The following is a 16969-nucleotide window of genomic DNA, read 5'->3' on the forward strand; positions in this document are numbered from 1 at the left end:
AGCGTCAGGCGGATCCTGACGCTGTGAGACTCGCCTGTTCAGGCTGAATTACTGGTGCTGCGTAACGATTTGATTGAAGAAATCATACACGCCTTGTTCACTCATACGGCGTGCATTTGATAATTCACCACCTTTAGAGGCAAACAATACGGTGTTGTCTGGCTTTAATACGACGGCTGCCGGAATGCCTTTTTTGGTCGGATTGCCATAGGTTTCTATCAGTTCCTTATTTTTGTCGAACTGACCCACATTCACTTTGACTACCACGAATTTCTTAGCAATCAGATCTGCGCTTTGGCCATGCATGGACTTGTCCAGTTCCAGACAGTCTTTACACCAGTTTGCACCAAAAATAACAAGCACATTTTTTTTACTGGCTTGCGCCTGCTTCAGTGCGGCGCCTACTGCAGCTGGTGCATCAGCAGTCTCATCATAAGGAGCATTGCCAGTTGCCTGAGCGCTGTGCAGTGACATACCAAGTATCAGCGCAGAAATGAGTGTGAGGATTTTTTTCATAAATTGGATTCCTGTAATGCTGGCGGTACCAGCTAAATGACAGCAGAAGAATAGCGCGTTCCTGGGCAGCAGGAATGTGGTATTTCAAACTGAGATGTAAAACTATGCCGCAAAATAGAAATAGTTGCATGGGCGATAAACATTTTCTGCGAAAAAAGCTTATTTTTACAAAATAATGCTGGATATATATACAGTTTAATTGTGCTTGGCAGCTACAATAGACAGCTTGCTTATCTCCACGATCAAACAGTTGGTGTTGTGTTGAAGAAAATTATTCATTGCGATTGTGATTGCTTTTACGCTGCCATCGAAATGCGTGATGACAGTTCCTTGCGCGGAAAGCCGCTTGCTGTGGGCGGGCGTCCCGATCAGCGTGGTGTGGTGGCGACTTGTAATTACGAGGCAAGGCGTTACGGTGTGCGCTCAGCCATGCCCATGTCGCAGGCAGTACGACGCTGTCCTGAGCTGGTGATCCTGCCGCCTGCAATGGAAAAATACCGGATTGCATCACGCCAGATACTTGCCATTTACCGTGACTATACCGATCTGGTTGAACCACTTTCATTGGATGAAGCCTATCTGGATGTGAGTGCTTCCTCTCATCATCAGGGCAGCGCAACAAGGATAGCGATGGCGATCCGGGCCCGGGTCGCAAGCGAAGTCGGCATCATCGCGTCGGCAGGCGTGGCCCCAAATAAGTTCCTGGCCAAAATTGCCAGCGACTGGAATAAACCCGATGGTTTGTTCGTGATTTTGCCGCATCAGGTGCCGGATTTTGTGGCAGCTTTGCCTGTAGCACGCTTATTCGGGGTTGGCAAGGTGACGTCTGCCAGGTTGCACCAGCTAGGCATACAGACTTGCGCTGATTTACTGAGCTGGTCTTTGCCTGATTTGTTGCAGCATTTCGGCAAATTGGGTCGTAGCCTGTATTTTCTGGCACGTGGCGTGGACGAAAGAGAGGTTATCGTCAGCAGCGAACGCAAGTCCGTGAGTGTGGAAGAAACCTATGTGCAGGATTTACCCAGTGCGGAAGCTTGTCTTGCTGAGTTACCCGCTTTGCTCGGTGATTTGCAGCGGCGCGCCAGTGCATGCAATGCTTTGCCGCACATTCACAAACTCTACGTCAAATTGCGCTTCTCTGATTTCCGCATCACCACGGTAGAGTGTGTGGCCCGCGAGTTGGATGCCGACTTGTTCCGGCAACTGCTACAGACCGGTTTTCAACGCCGCCAGTTGCCTGTACGTTTGCTGGGTGTCGGTGTGCGTTTACATGAGCAACAGTCACACGAATCAGTACAGTTAGAACTTTGCTTGTGACTTACTGATTTCCCATACCGATTCACTGGCCGATAGCTGTAGCTGCTGAAAATATTGAGTTTCCATCTTTTTGACCTGAAGTTTTTCCAGCCCGGCATTAAAAGCCTTCTGCTTTGCCTGTCCTTTGGCATTGCGCTGAAAACAGATATGCATAGAAAACTGGGTCAGTTCCTTAGGGTGAAACACGATATTTTGCTTTTCTGGCCCAAGGCTGTGATCACTGATCAGCAGACTCTTATAGACCCACTTATCAATCACGATCACATCTACCCGTTTTGCCAGTAACTTACGCAGGTTGCTGATATCAGATGGTGCGCTATCAACCAATAGTTGTTTCTGTCTGACCATAGCGTCGAATACTTCGCCGTTGGCATATTCATGGACGGTACCGATTTTATATTTCTTCAGATCTTTTAAATTTTCCCAGTCGAAATGTGTGTCGCTCAGACTGGCAAATCCTATAATGCTATTACCCAGACTGCCTGAAAAGTAGCAGTCTTTTTCTCTTTCTTTGAGATAGAAAGCCGGAAAATAGCCATCGAATTGCTCACTATTGAGTCCATCCTGTACAGCGCGGCTCCAGGGGAAATAGCTGATTTCTGTGCGCAATCCCGCAGTTTGTGCGGCTGTTCTGACGATACTGGCGGTCATGCCATCGCCAGGCAGTGTTTTCGTCACATACGGCGACCATTCCAGCGAGGTCAGGCGCAATGCATCCTGCTGCGCACAGGCTGGTGGGCTGCTAAGTAACGCAGCACAATACAGACTTAGAAGAGGAGGGATGATTCGTGTAAACATTTCTGCCTCGCAAGAGAATGCAGGGCAGTTTAGCGCATGTATTTGATTCTGAGTCTTTCCATCAGGCCAGATTGTTGCACTTTTTCAAATGACTGTCTGATTCTTTGCACTAATACCGGATCAGAGTCCTTTTGCATGGCGAGGTAATACTGGTGCTTATTGTCCAGTAACAGCACACTCTCCAGTTCATCCGGATGTCGGCCTAAGCTTTTCATCAGATAGGCTGCGCTCCAGTCCTGAGAGACGATCAGATCGACCCGGCCGAGCAACAGCTTTTTCATATTTGAGTCGACTGTTGGGGCGTAATCGATATGCTTGTCCTCAATCGCATAATTCTTGATCAGCTCTTTGCTGGATGCCATTTCTCTGACCAGGCCTAACTTATAGGTCCGCATATCGTCAGGATTCCGGATCTGAATGTCTTTGCGACTTTTTAATTTATACAAATGTATTTGTCGCGGACTGACCGGACCTATCCATACAAACTCTTGTTCTCTCTCTTTTGTACGGGTCATGGAAAATATCAGCGTATTTGCCTGGGTCTGAGCAAGTTGATAGGCGCGGGCCCAGGGCAAAACCTGTATCGGGGCTTGCAGATTGGCGTTACGCAGAATTGCATTGACGATTTCCGTGCTGTAACCCGTGACAACTCCATGCTCTTCATAACTTAGCGGGGGCAGATGCTCGGTGACGATAGTCAATTCAGCAGTTTGTGCATGACAAGACACGCCAAGCAGCGCAATAAGCAAGAAACGAGATATCAGCGATGTAGTGAAAAAAATACCCATGGGCTGATTGTAAATGCTGGACATGAAACTGGCGTGACAGCTTTACAAACAATTGCAAGGTATTACAACACTGCCCGTGCAATTCAGAGCGGACGCATTGATTAGGGACTGCCAGGCGGGAGGAATGATGGCGCGCCAGACACGAATCGAACGTGCGACCCCAGCCTTCGGAGGGCTGTACTCTATCCAACTGAGCTACTGGCGCGGGGATAATTTACTGCAAGCGCGGTATTTTACCCTAATTTACCCACAGTCCAAGGACCGCAAGGAATAAATTGTCGATTAGCACATAAAATTGACACGTTTCTTGTTTCTGCTCAGATGGTGTGCGTTCCCAACCCTAATCTTTGGCTCTATAATCGTTCGCTTTCAGGCTGCCGGTCTGGTCTTGCTGGCAAGCTTCCCTACACCCATTTTGCAACGAGGAAATCATGAGCGACGCGCACGACGAACACGAATCAGCGATTAAAACACCTAAACAACTGATCCTTGCTGTGCTGGCCGGATTCCTGGTGCCGATTATTGTGATTGTCCTGTTGGTAAAATTTGTATCGAGTGACAAACAAACCGGCGCAGGCTCGAATGCACAAAGTCCGGAAGCTATTGCTACCCGGATTCATCCAGTGGCTGATGAAGGCTACACCTTTAAAGATGTGAGTGGTCCTAAGCAATTGCAATCTGGCGAAGCCGTCTACAAAATGGTGTGTGCTGCCTGCCACGATAGCGGCGCGGCAGGTGCTCCAAAATTTGGCGATGCCGGCGCATGGGGCCCGCGTATTGCACAAGGATATGACAAGGTCATAGAGCACGCTATAGGCGGTCTGCGCGCCATGCCGGCAAAAGGCGGTAATCCCGACCTCGATGATGTTGAAGTCGCACGCGCTGTTGTGCATCTTGCCAATGCGGGTGGTGCCAAGTTTAAAGAGCCAGAAGTCAAAGCTGCTGCCGCATCGGCTGAGGCGAGTGCTAAATGAGCGATTAATTGCTGATTCAGCGAAACAAAAAACCTCCGCTTGCGGAGGTTTTTTTTTGCGACCGCTTGTAACTGTCGCATGTAATCTGTGTTCAATACCTGGAAATAGCGCGAGCTACTAAGATCTTCTCCCTAGTCGAAATCAAGTGCGGAAATGAGACAAAATTTTGTCAACACGCCAAATTTTCTTTAAGCCAATAAAAATTTTTTCTTGCCCAGAAAAAGTGAGATTTTTGACATTGAGGTGCGAAGTCTGCACGGAATTGGTGAAAACAAAAAACCTATGTAGAAATAAGTCCCTTGATTTTTAGTGACTATCCGAAGTTAGGGAAAACATTATTTTGAATTTTCTGGTTTTTTATAGAATTAAGTACAGTTTTCTCAAAAAACATAGCTTTGGGGAAATTAAATATTGCGACGCACAAAAAAAGCTCATACTTTTTTGCTATGAACATATGCTGTTCTTTTCAATGTTGTTTTTAAGGGAAAGCTGTCCAAGGAGCAATTGACACTCACTCAGACAAAATGGTTCTATGGCACATAATATTTTTTGGCAAATTAATTTACATCGATGAGTTTTCTACGAAAACCTGATTTGCATGTGAATACAAAAATCAAACCCCCAGGGTGAAAAACAGATTTGTCAGAAGTATTGTGAGGTGTTGAACAGCTGCATGCCTCTGTATGACCACGAACCGTAGCAATGACTACAAAAATTAATCGGGGCATGCAGAACACGCAACTAAACAAGCTGCATAGAACCAGTTTCAAAATTGTTTCGATGTTGCATTTTGTTGAATTGGATACTTAGGAACTCATATGTCAAAGAAAAATCTTGTGTTGAAAAAAACACTGGTAGCGCGCGCTCTGACACTGGCTTTTGGTGTTGGTGTCGTCTCATTCGCCTATACGCCAGACGTTATGGCGCAGTCGAATGCAACAGCAACAATCTACGGTGTGGTCAAGGCTGGATCCGCTACCTCAGTAGTTTTGCGTAATCTGGAGACTGGTTTAACCCGTACAGCGAATGTTGATGCAACTGGACGTTTTCAGGCAACCGCATTGCCAGCAGGTAAATACAGTGCTGATCTGATGAATGGGACTGCAAAAGTCCGTAGCGTTCAGCTTGACGCATTGGCAGGACAGGGTACAGAAGCGGTTTTCGCTGAAGTTCAGTCCGTCGAAGTGTCTGCACGCCGTACCCGTATTGATGTATCGAGCTCTACGAATGGCGCAACATTTACAGCGAAAGAACTGGCTAAGCTGCCAGTCGCGACAAATGTTGATGCGATTATTCAATTGGCTCCAAACACAACACGTGCGGATTCCCGTTATGCGGGTGGCGCCAGCTTTGGTGGTGGTGGTGCGTCTGAGAACGCCTACTACGTCAATGGCTTCCCAGTAACGAATCCTTTGACCCAGTTAGGCGCTTCTGAGCTGCCATTTGGTGCAATTGGTCAGGCACAAGTATTGACCGGTGGTTTTGGTGCAGAGTTTGGCCGTTCAATTGGCGGTGTCGTCAATATTACGACTAAAAGTGGTACCAATAACTGGGAAGCAGGCGTAAGTACAAGTATTACTCCTAACGCACTCCGTTCTAAGCCCTTAGATATTTATTACGAAAAGACAGGTGCAGCGGTCAATAGCGGTACTGATGGAATCTTGTATATTCGTCGTGAAGATAATACTTCCACAGAGAAAACCCTTGGTGCTTATGTTGGTGGTCCTATCATCCAAGACAAATTGTTTATGTTTGTTGCCGCTGAGCAAATAAAAACAGACCGTGGATTAGTCACCCGTACAACTGCTGCAGATCCTGCTGCGACTGGTAAATGGGGCTGGGGTGACATGGCAGACACGACACAGCGCTATCTGGCTAAATTTGACTGGAATCTGACAGATGATCACCGCTTAGAGCTGACTTTGCTCGGTGATGAGTCTAAGAGCGATCAGAAACTCTATGGCTATGACTATAAAACCCGTGCAATTGGCAGCACACTGAATTCTTCTGAACATTATACAAACGTACCAAATGTGACACCTGGCGGCGCAAATGTTCAGATATTCAAATATACCGGCAATATCACCAATGATCTGACTGTGACTGCAATGTACGGTCAGAGCAAGGCGAAACATGCAAACACCTTTGATGGCTATGATGTTTACGATCTGAAAAATACCGTTCCTCAGATTCAATATGCCAGCCCTTCTGCCAGCCCATGTAATCTTGGACTGGCGTGTACGAATAATCAGGCGCTCGATGGGACTATTCTGGCAAAAGGTGCTGAGGATACAGTCAAATCATTCCGTTTCGACGTTGAGTACAAACTGGGACAACACACCTTGCGTGCTGGTTTGGACGATAACAAATTATCTTCAACCAATGCGGGTGATATCACGGCTGGTGGTACCTTGTGGCGTTACTTTAAAACAAGTACACCAAATACACCAATCAGTTTGCCAGGTAAGAAAGTTGCAGTTGCGTCCGGTGGTGGCTTCGGTGTCAACGGCTACTATGTACGCCAGCAAATTTTCAACACAGCGACAAATGCGTATTCCGATCAGTCTGCACAGTATATTGAAGATCGCTATCAAATTACTAAGGATTTGTTGATTACCGCTGGTTTGCGTAATGAGCAATTCAATAATAAAAATGGTGATAATCAAACCTTCCTTGAAATGAAGAATCAGATTGCTCCGCGCCTTGCTGCTGCGTGGGATGTCAACGGTGATGCTTCTATGAAGGTATTTGGTAGCTTAGGACGTTATCATTTGCAAATCCCAACACATCTGGCAGTTCGTGGGGCCAGCCGTTCTACATATACTCGCCAGGCATTTACATACACAGGCGTTGATAAAAACGGTGCACCAACCGGCTTAACGCCATTGACAGATGCATTCTCATCCAACAATGAATATGGCCAGGCAAAAGACGTTAATGTGGTATCCGCATTAAATATGAAGCCTACTTATCAGGATGAAATTACTCTGGGTTTTGAGCGTGCTTATTCCCCAAGCTTGAATTTCGGTGCGAAGGCAACTTACCGTATACTGCGCGCTACGATTGATGACTTGTGCGATCAACGACCATTCGATGCCTGGGCGACACGTAACAAAGTCAACACAGATAACTGGGGTGGATTTGGTTGTGCGTCCTTTAATCCTGGTGAAGACAATGACTTTATGGTTGATTTCTCCGGAACAGGCAAAAACTATACTAAAGTTCACTTAAGAGCTGATGAATTAGGTTTTGAAAAGGCTGCCCGCACCTATACAGCACTGGACTTGTTTGTTGAACACCCATACCGCAACGGTTGGTACGGTAAGGTTGCATATACATGGTCTCGTAGTAAGGGTAATACCGAAGGTCAGACCAAATCTGATAATGCGCAGACAGATGTGGCCGCAACGTCTACCTGGGATACACCTGAGCTGATGCAATACGCGAACGGATTGTTACCGAATGATCGTACCCACTCTTTGAAGGCATATGGTTTCTATGATCTGACGCCTGAGTGGACCGTTGGTGCAAACTTCCTTGCAGCATCTGGCCGTCCGAAAAACTGCTTTGGTAATCATCCTACAATTGATCCAAACTATGACTATGGTTCCGTCTATTTCTACTGCAATGGTAAACCAGCACCGCGTGGTACAAACGGTAACTTGCCATGGGATATACGCCTGGATATGAACCTGGCTTACAAACCACAGCAGATCAAAGGTTTGGCGTTTAAGGTCGATGTTTTCAACTTCCTCAATAAACAAACCATACAAACCATTGAAGAAACTTATAATTCTGGCAATGATGTCAACCCTACTTATGGCCGTGTAATTAGTTACACTGCACCACGTAGCGTTAAACTGTCAGTTGAGTACAACCACAAGTTTTAATTTTTATTAATCTGTAGAAATAGCTACAGGCCAAATAAAAATAATGATGTTTTTGAACCCACCATGCTTAGCATGGTGGGTTTTTTTTTGAAAAAAATATTTAAAATTTAGATGAAAATTGATTTGGATGGATAAACTTGTATGCAAGGGACTAATTTAGATAGTATTGAATTCTGGTACTCTTCATTAACAAAATTTGGCGTATCTAATATTGGTCAAGTATTTATTAAAAATAAATACAATTACACCCCAGATATATAGCTAAAAGTTAAAGATATCCGCTCATTCAGTATGAGCCAGAGCGTTGTTTTTTTGCGAAAATTCTCCTAATGCAGCATTGACACCCACTAATGCAAGATGTTCTTATTGCGACTCTGATTTACTTCCCATAGCAATATATAAATGTTGCCAATAGGAATTTAATTTAGTGTTGTCAGTCCATGGCAATACTCAGAAACATAATAAAAGAACATTTGATCGCCAGTCTTTCTGAGTGGTGAGCTAAACCTTGTAAGTGTCTTAATGGAGGAATCCCATGTTAGTTGAGAAAAAAATATCCCGTGCAGTCAGGGTGATATGTGCAAGTGGTCTGGTGATGGGCGCAGGTCTGATGGCTCAGGCTGCGTACGCTGACGATGCTGTTCAGCGTGTTGAAATCACTGGTTCGTCGATTAAACGTATAGCCAAAGAAGGTGCGTTGCCGGTGCAAACACTGAGCAATGCTGAAATTCAAAAAACCGGTGCAAAAAACGTGGAAGACCTGGTTCAGGGTCTGCCTGCTATGCAAGGTTTTACCGCATCTTCCGAGTCAGTTAACGGTGGCGGTGGCGGTGTACAAAATGCATCTATTCACAGTATTGGTGCAGGTTACACACTCGTTCTGCTGAATGGTCGTCGCATCGCTTCTTATGGTTCTGGCAGTGCTGTGAATTTGTCCAGCATCCCAATTACTGCTGTTGAACGCGTTGAAGTTTTGACAGACGGTGCTTCCGCGCTGTATGGCTCCGATGCGATCGCCGGCGTGGTTAACTTTATTCTGAAGAAAAATCAGACTGATGCAATCATCGAAGCGACTTTCAATAAGCCACAACAAAATGGTGGCTCCAGCAGCAACTTCTCGATTTCCAAAGGTTTTGGTAATTTGGAATCGGACCGTTTTAATGTCCTGGTTTCGTATGCGCACGATGAGCAAAAAGAATTGAACGCCAGTCAGCGTGAATTTGCAAAATCCGGCCTGCAGCAGTTCACCGAAGGCGGCAAGCGTTATTCCCTGTATCAACTGGCTGTGAACACCTCGCCTGCGTCAGTGACCTTGTCGAAAAAAGATCAGACTACCCTGACTTTCTCACCTAACTATTTGCGTGATGGTAAATGTGCGCCGAATACATCGTATATCGGTACTGCGACTGATAAATCCTGCTGGTTTGACTACGCTGCGACGGTGATGTTGTTGCCTGAGTCCAAACGTGACAGTCTGTTTGGTTCCTTAAATTACAAGATCAATGATGATACAAGCTTCTTCGCCGAGGCTGTCGCATCACGCTTCTCATTGACTGGCCGCTTCGCTCCACCAGCTCAGGTTATCGGTTTGTCTTTAACTGACCCGGCCTATTTAAAAAATGTGGCACCTTACCTGGCGACCTTGGGTGTCAATCCGGCAGACGTAGCAAAAGCACAGATGAATTTGCGTCTGGTTGATGCCGGCGGTCGTGCCAATGAGTATAAAACTGATGCCAAGCATATCGCCATGGGTGTCAATGGCGTGCTTAAAGGCTATGACTACACAGTGTCGTATGTACACTCTGAAAACAAGCAGTCAACCGAATATGCTGGCGGTTTTATGAGTCGCAATAAGTACCTGGCGATCAAAAACGCCGGTGGCTTTGATCCGTTTGCACCTGCTGGTTCTGCCCAGGCGGCACTGGCTCCAGCAATTCTGCATGAAAATCAGGATAAAACGACAGTCAAGCTGGATGTGCTGAGCGTACGTGGTTCCGGTGAAATTTTTAATGCACCAGGCGGTATGGCACAACTGGGTGTTGGTGCTGATTTGTCCAAACAAAGCTATGCATTTGATCCAAGTGCGATTGCTCAAGGACCTAATCCACAGCAACCTAACTTCACAGATACACCATTCGGCAGTGCACCAGGTGCCTTGCCAGTAGATGCATCCCGTAAGAACTGGGGTACTTTCGCAGAGTTGCTGGTTCCGGTTTTTAAAAATCTGGATGTCACTGCAGCGGTTCGTTATGACAGCTATGATGCAGTAAAAAATGGCAAAGTATTTGACCTGAACAGCAAATTAATCGGTGCTGAAACTCAAGGTAATGAAAATGCCAAGGCAACCTACAAACTCTCCGCTGTTCTTCGTCCAACTGACAAAATACTGTTGCGTGGTTCCTATGGCACTGGTTTCAAAGTTGCTGATATGGAGCAAATCACTAAGCCAGTGTCAGACTTTGGTGTGACTTCCGGTAAATACAACTGCCCGGTAAAAGCACCTGATCCACGTGCTGCTGACTGTAAAGGTAACACCCAGTATGACTTGCTGGCTGGTGGTAACGCTTTGAAAGGCGACAATGGTCTGAAGCCGGAAGAGTCTAAACAATGGACACTGGGTTTCCGTCTGGAGCCAACTGCTTCCTTGTCCGTTGGTTTGGATCTGTGGAATGTACAGATCAAAAACCAGATTGATAAACTGCCAGAAACATACCCGTTTGCGAATCCTGCTAAGTACAACAACTTGTTCTCTACTGTATTTGACGCGGGTCAGGGCCAAAATAAACTGGCCACTTTGCTGCCTTACTACAATCTGGCTGATGCGAATTATCGCGGTATCGACTGGGATAACTCCTTCAAGACAGCAACACCACTGGGCGCTCTGACCATTAACTGGACAGGTACTTATATGCTGAATGCTGACTTCCAGGTGCCAGGCACCGAAGTAGAGAATTCAGTTGGTCGTTTTGACTCCAGAAACAATGTGGTATTCCGCGTGATTACCCGTGTTGCTGCAAGTCTGAAACAGTCTGATATGTTCACCCACACAGTTGCGATGAACTATCGTTCTGGCTACCACGATCAAGTAGTGACTACTGACGACGGTACAGTGAAAGCTGTGAATGCAGATGGTACACTCGGTGACTATGTTGATATGAAACGTGACGTCAGCTCGTACATGACGTTTGACTGGCAAACACGTGCTCAGGTTAACAAGGCACTGGCAGTAACTGTCGGTATCAAAAACCTGTTTAACGTAGATCCGCCATTCTCAGTACGTACTGCTGGTGGTGGTAACCAGATAGGCTTTGATGGACGTTATGCCAGCCCATTGGGTCGTCAGATCTATGTAACTGGTAATTACCGCTTCTGATGCGTCGGCACTGTCGTTTGACAGTGCCGGGATAAACGTATCGGTGGCAGCAATATTGGGGTGGGAAATTCTTACCCCAATATTGTGTAAACAAAGAAAAACCCCGGCTATTAACCGGGGTTTTTCTTTGGCAAACTGGAATGAAAACGGCACCGACAAGTTAAGGCACTGCTGATGCCAGTTCCCCCGCAATATAAGTCCGCTCCACAACGCGGTCATCTCCCAGCATGGCAAGTACAAATAATTGTTCTTCGAGCGAGTTCAGATGCGCGCTGCGGCGTGCCAGCAATGGAGTCGCTTGCGGATTCAGCACGATGAAATCAGCCTCTTTGCCAGCTGCAAAATTACCGATCAGATGATCCAGTTGCATGGCTTTTGCACCACCTAAAGTAGCCAGATAAAACATTTGGCTGGCTGGCAGATAGCGTCCGCCCATGCGCGCGACTTTGTATAACTCATTCATCGTTTGCAGCATAGAAAACGAAGTGCCGCCGCCAACGTCGGTCGCGACCGACAGCTGGACTTTGGCGGCATTGGCCGCATCAAAATCAAATAAGCCGCTACCCAGGAACAGATTCGAAGTCGGGCATAAAGAGATGGCTGAACCGGTTTCTGCCATACGCGCACGGTCGGTATCATCGAGCCAGATACAGTGTGCATACATGGCGCGTTCACGCATCAGGCCGAACTGATCGTAGATATCCAGGTAGCTGCGCGCATTGGGAAATAGCGATCTGGCCCAGGCACATTCATCTTTGTTTTCAGCGACATGGGTCTGGATGAAAGTGTCGCGGTATTGTTGGGCTAACTCCCCGGCTAATCCGAGTTGCTGGGTGGTAGAGGTAGGTGCAAAACGCGGTGTGATCGCATACAGCTGGCGGCCCTTGCCATGCCAGCGTTGTATTAGCGTTTCCGTATCCCGTGCGCCGCTTTCTGCGGTATCGCGTAAAAATTCCGGGCAATGTCTGTCCATCAGGACTTTACCAGTCACCATGCGCATATTACGCGCAGCGCTTTCGGTAAAGAATGCGTCTACCGATTCCTTATGCACGGTGCTGTACACCATGGCGGTCGTGGTGCCGCAGGCGCTGAGCTGATCCAGGAAAAATCGTGCTACTTCACTGGCATGTTCACCATCCTGAAATTGTCGTTCGGTTGGAAAGGTATATTGTTCCAGCCACGGTAGTAAGCCCGGTGCCGGTGAGGCAATCATATCCGTTTGCGGATAATGCACATGGCTGTCGATAAAGCCAGGCATGATAATGCGGCCAGGCAGATGCTGAACTTCAACACCGGCCGGTATCTGTGCTTGCAACTGGGTGTAATCACCCGCAACGACCACCCGTCCTTCACTGATCAGCAGCAGGCCATCGGTATGCCATTGCAAGGCATCCGGGTGGTACTGGGGATCGGCGCTGAAGTGCAGGATACTGGCGCGCAGGGCGAGTGTGGCTGTCATGATGTTTTCTGTGAGTTGATGGATTGCACCGCGCGCAGTATCGCTTCCGGTGTGGCGGGTGCGGTCAGCGCTACGCTGATTTTTGTATCCGGATTCAGGCTGGCGATCGCATCGCGCAGCGCAAAGAACACGGAAAACGCCAGTAACAAGGGCGGTTCACCGACGGCTTTGGAGCGATGGATGCTGTCAGCACGGTTAGCTTGATTGAATAATTTTACGCGGAAATCTTCAGGGCAATCCGAGATGGCCGGAATTTTATAGGTCGATGGTGCATGTGTGGTCAGCTTACCTTGCGCATTCCACACCAGTTCTTCGCTGGTCAGCCAACCCATGCCCTGTATGAAGGCGCCTTCTACCTGACCTATATCCAGCGCCGGATTCAGTGAGTTACCTGCATCATATAAGGCATCGGCACGTAACAGCTTCCACTCACCGCTCAGGGTGTCGACCAGCACTTCGGACACCGCTGCGCCATAGGCGAAATACTGGAAAGGGCTGCCTTTCATGGCCTTGCCATCCCAGTGTAAGCCCGGCGTCGCATAAAAGCCGTCAGACCATAGCTGCACCCGCGCCAGATAGGCTTTTTGTACCAGCTCGCTGAAAGCCATATTCCATGAACCTATGCTCACCTGGCCTGCGGCAAAACTTGCGTGTTCCGCATTGAGGCCAGATAAGCCAGCGGCAAATGCGGCCAGCCGATCACGTATCTGGCTGGCTGCATGTTGCGCCGCCTTACCGTTCAGATCCGCGCCGGTAGAGGCTGCGGTAGCTGAGGTGTTAGCGATTTTAGAGGTGTCGGTAGCACTCACGCGCACCTGTGCCAGCGGAATACCCAGCTCATGGGCTACCACTTGCGCGACCTTAGTGTTAACCCCTTGTCCCATCTCGGTACCACCATGATTCACCAATACTGAACCATCCAGATACACGTGAACCAGCGCCCCGGCCTGATTCAGATGCGTGACATTAAATGCGATACCGAACTTATGCGGTGTCAGCGCGAGTCCTTTTTTCAAGACAGGACTGCTGGCATTGTAGGCGGCAATCGCACGGCGGCGCTGTTGGTATTCACTGCTAAGTTCTAACTCTGCGACTAATTCGTGGATCACATTGTCAGCCACGGTTTGACCGTAATGCGTGATATTGCGCTCGCCACTGTCAGGACGGTCGTAGAAATTCTGGCGTCTGACTTCCAGCGCATCTTTACACAGATAGCGCGCGATATCATCCATGATGTATTCAATCAGGATAGCGCCTTGTGGTCCGCCAAAACCACGGAAAGCAGTATTTGACTGGGTATTGGTTTTTGCGCACATGGCGCGGATATCGACATCGGATAAATAATAAGCATTATCCAGATGGCAGACCGCACGGGTGGCTACCGGACCTGACAAATCAGCTGAAAAGCCAGCACGCGAAATCATGGCAACACGGATTCCCGTTAAACGTCCGTTGTCGTCGAAACCAGCTTCATAGTCGTAGTGGAACTCGTGTCGCTTACCGGTCACCATCATGTCATCATCACGGTCGGCACGCAGCTTGACCGGACGTTGCAGCAGCCAGGCACTTAGTGCTGCTGCGCCTGCCCACAAGGCAGACTGGGATTCTTTGCCGCCGAAGCCGCCACCCATGCGACGGCATTCCACCTGCACACTGTGTGAAGGAATATGCAGTGCATGCGCGACGACATGTTGCATTTCACTTGGATGCTGGGTAGAGCAATACACATGCATGCCCTGCGCTTCTTTAGGAATGGCGTAGGCAATTTGGCCTTCAAGGTAAAACTGTTCCTGACCGCCGACCTGCCACTGACCTTGTAAGCGATGCTTAGCTTGCAGCAAAGCCTGTTCCGCATCGCCGCGTTGCAATGCCATAGGTGGCAACACATAGCTGCCAGCTGCGTGTGCTGCACGCGGATCGAGGACTGCAGGCAAAGCTTCTACTTTGAATTGGGCTAAGCGCGCTGCGCTGCGCGCCTGCTGATGGCTGTTGGCGACCACCACAAACACCGGTTGTCCCAGATATTCGACTACATCCTGTGCCAGTATAGGGTCGTCTTTGAGGATAGGGCCACACTGGTTATCTCCCGGAAAATCGCTGGCGGTGAATACCGCCACCACACCCGGTGCCGCACGTACTGCCTCCAGATTCAGTTCCAGCAGTCTGGCATGCGCATACGGTGACAAGCCCAGTGCAGCATGCAGGGTACCGTGCAATTCCGGTATATCGTCGGTATAGCTGGCCTGCCCGCATACATGCAGATGAGCCGATTCATGTGGATGAGAGATGCCAACTTCAGTCCAATTGAGCGCGCTGGATTTCATACTTGCTCCGTCTGGTCAGCGACCGCAAAAACATTCGTAGGAGTAGCCGGTGACGCCAGTCCGGCGCGGGTTTCCAGCCAAAAGCGTTTCAGCAGATTCTGTGCGGTCAGCAAACGGTATTCAGCACTCGCACGCATATCTGATAAGGGTTGATAGTCGTTCGCCAGCGCCGTTATTGCAGCCTGCAAATGGGCTTCATCCCAGGGCTGTCCTTCCAGCGCCAGTTCAGCCTGCGTCGCGCGCTTAGGTGTGGCAGCCATGCCACCGTAGGCGATGCGGACTTGCTGTAGTTTGTTGTCCACTAAGCGTGTGGAAAATGCGGCACATACCGCAGAGATGTCCTGGTCATAGCGTTTAGCCAGTTTATAGGTACGGAACAGTCTTGGCGATTGTGGCGGCAACTCAGGCAAAGGTATCCGGATCGCACTGACGATCTCATCGGCACGCAGGTCTTTTTTCTGATATGCCAGATAAAAGTCTTCCAGTGCCAGGTGCCGCTGACCGGACAGGCTGCTCAAAACGATTTGCGCACCCAATGCAATCAGCCAAGGCATAGAGTCTCCTATCGGCGAGCCATTGGCCACATTGCCGCCCAGCGTACCCGCATGCCGTATCGGCAGTGAAGCAAAGCGCTGCGCCAATTCGCCAAGTTCATTGGGGTAATACTTGCAAAGGTGTTGATAAGCCCGATCCAGCGTCACAGCGGCACCGATTTCCAGTATTTCGCTTTGCTCACTGATGGATTGTAACTCCCGGACTTTTCCGAGCGAGATCAGATGCGGTAAAGCGCGGAATTGTTTGGTCACCCAAAGGCCAATATCCGTACCGCCAGCAAGCAACACGGCACCAGGATGTGCTGCTCTTAATTCCAATAATTCTTGTAAGGTCTGAGGTGCATCAAAACGCTGATCCGCATGTTCTACGCGCAGACTATCTTCTCGCTTTAGCAAACCCAGTTGTTGTGCCAGCGCCTGACTATTGAATTTGACGCGCGGCAGCTGCTCCATGCGGTGGGCAGCAGCTATGATGGGCCGGTAGCCGGTGCAGCGGCACAAATTGCCAGACAGCGCGATGTTGATGGTGTTGCGGTTCAGTGGCGTATGACTTTCCTCACGTTGCAGATACAAATCCCATAAGGACATCACAAAGCCTGGCGTGCAAAATCCGCATTGAGAAGCGTGACATTCGACCAGTGCCTGCTGTACCGGGTGCAGTTGCTGCGCTTGCTGAACATCTTCAACGGTGAACACCGCTTTGCCATCAATCGCTGGCAGGAATTGCAAACAAGCGTTAACAGACTTCATTTCAACCTTGCCATCAAGTAACTCCCCTACTACAACGGTACAGGCACCACAATCGCCTTCCGCGCATCCTTCTTTTGTTCCTGTGCAATGCAGATCTTCGCGCAGGTGCTGTAACAGAGTGCGGGTTGGTGACACCTGCGTCACTTCACGGACTTGTTGTTGAAACAGATAACGAATCGGCGCAGACATGCTGTCTCCATGGAAAATTGTTGTGAAAGTGCTGCTT

The 16969-nt window shown here is 48.6% G+C and carries 10 protein-coding genes and 1 tRNA gene; 4 read left to right on the plus strand and 7 right to left on the minus strand.

Annotation, left to right across the window (positions count from 1 at the left end; genetic code table 11):
* Nucleotides 1–48 precede the first annotated feature (48 nt).
* On the minus strand, nt 49–516 hold the full coding sequence (locus H8K43_RS12745) for a thioredoxin family protein (RefSeq protein WP_186904191.1): 468 nt from the start codon (nt 514–516) through the stop codon (nt 49–51).
* A 261-nt stretch (nt 517–777) separates the two neighbouring features.
* Between H8K43_RS12745 and dinB the strand changes: the two genes are divergently transcribed.
* Nucleotides 778–1833 (plus strand): DNA polymerase IV, encoded by a 1056-nt coding sequence (dinB, locus tag H8K43_RS12750; protein ID WP_186904192.1) that lies wholly within the window; start codon nt 778–780, stop codon nt 1831–1833.
* On the opposite strand, the gene H8K43_RS12755 is transcribed toward dinB, so the two are convergent.
* From H8K43_RS12755 to H8K43_RS12765, 3 genes are all read right to left on the minus strand, one after another.
* Nucleotides 1816–2631 carry a substrate-binding periplasmic protein gene (locus H8K43_RS12755; protein WP_186904193.1) on the minus strand — a complete coding sequence of 272 codons (816 nt, stop codon included), beginning with the start codon at nt 2629–2631 and terminating at the stop codon, nt 1816–1818. The two genes, dinB and H8K43_RS12755, sit on opposite strands and share 18 nt — an antisense overlap.
* Nucleotides 2632–2660: 29 nt before the next feature.
* Complete coding sequence (locus H8K43_RS12760; RefSeq protein WP_186904194.1) at nt 2661–3443, minus strand: substrate-binding periplasmic protein; 783 nt, start codon at nt 3441–3443, stop codon at nt 2661–2663.
* 104 nt (nt 3444–3547) lie between these two features.
* A tRNA-Arg gene (locus tag H8K43_RS12765) sits at nt 3548–3624 on the minus strand.
* A gap of 226 nt (nt 3625–3850) precedes the next feature.
* On the opposite strand from H8K43_RS12765, the gene H8K43_RS12770 reads away from it, so the two are divergent.
* From H8K43_RS12770 to H8K43_RS12780, 3 genes are all read left to right on the plus strand, one after another.
* Complete coding sequence (locus H8K43_RS12770) at nt 3851–4393, plus strand: c-type cytochrome (RefSeq protein ID WP_162019605.1); 543 nt, start codon at nt 3851–3853, stop codon at nt 4391–4393.
* Between the two features lie 818 nt (nt 4394–5211).
* A complete protein-coding gene (locus H8K43_RS12775) occupies nt 5212–8283 on the plus strand; it encodes a TonB-dependent receptor (RefSeq protein ID WP_222611034.1) in 3072 nt (1023 codons plus the stop codon).
* 535 nt (nt 8284–8818) lie between these two features.
* Nucleotides 8819–11656 carry a TonB-dependent receptor domain-containing protein gene (locus H8K43_RS12780; RefSeq protein WP_186904195.1) on the plus strand — a complete coding sequence of 946 codons (2838 nt, stop codon included), beginning with the start codon at nt 8819–8821 and terminating at the stop codon, nt 11654–11656.
* Between the two features lie 160 nt (nt 11657–11816).
* Here the strand turns inward: H8K43_RS12780 and guaD are convergent, their stop codons facing one another.
* The 3 genes from guaD to xdhA are packed head-to-tail and all read right to left on the minus strand — an operon-like array spanning nt 11817 to nt 16932.
* A complete protein-coding gene (gene guaD / locus H8K43_RS12785; RefSeq protein WP_186904196.1) occupies nt 11817–13115 on the minus strand; it encodes a guanine deaminase in 1299 nt (432 codons plus the stop codon).
* A complete protein-coding gene (gene xdhB, locus H8K43_RS12790; protein ID WP_186904197.1) occupies nt 13112–15439 on the minus strand; it encodes a xanthine dehydrogenase molybdopterin binding subunit in 2328 nt (775 codons plus the stop codon). Before xdhB ends, guaD begins: the two co-directional genes overlap by 4 nt.
* Nucleotides 15436–16932 carry a xanthine dehydrogenase small subunit gene (xdhA, locus tag H8K43_RS12795; protein WP_186904198.1) on the minus strand — a complete coding sequence of 499 codons (1497 nt, stop codon included), beginning with the start codon at nt 16930–16932 and terminating at the stop codon, nt 15436–15438. The genes xdhB and xdhA overlap by 4 nt, the downstream gene beginning before the upstream one ends.
* Nucleotides 16933–16969 lie beyond the last annotated feature (37 nt).

It is taken from the genome of Cognatundibacterium curvum (assembly GCF_014284235.1).
In the GTDB taxonomy this organism is placed as follows: domain Bacteria; phylum Pseudomonadota; class Gammaproteobacteria; order Burkholderiales; family Burkholderiaceae_D; genus Undibacterium; species Undibacterium curvum.